The organism is Staphylococcus sp. HMSC62A08, from assembly GCF_001839105.1.
GTDB lineage: Bacteria > Bacillota > Bacilli > Staphylococcales > Staphylococcaceae > Staphylococcus > Staphylococcus caprae.
Window position 1 is genome coordinate 1 of the sequence record NZ_KV840071.1, and the last position, 256, is coordinate 256.

A 256-nucleotide genomic window follows, 5' to 3' on the forward strand; every position below is an offset into this window, starting at 1 on the left:
TCCATGTGTAGCGGTGAAATGCGCAGAGATATGGAGGAACACCAGTGGCGAAGGCGACTTTCTGGTCTGTAACTGACGCTGATGTGCGAAAGCGTGGGGATCAAACAGGATTAGATACCCTGGTAGTCCACGCCGTAAACGATGAGTGCTAAGTGTTAGGGGGTTTCCGCCCCTTAGTGCTGCAGCTAACGCATTAAGCACTCCGCCTGGGGAGTACGACCGCAAGGTTGAAACTCAAAGGAATTGACGGGGACCC

Annotated in this window: 1 rRNA gene; it reads left to right on the top strand. The window is 53.5% G+C overall.

The annotated features are described in order from the left end of the window. Positions 1–256, top strand: a 16S ribosomal RNA gene (locus HMPREF3264_RS12295); the annotation flags it as partial.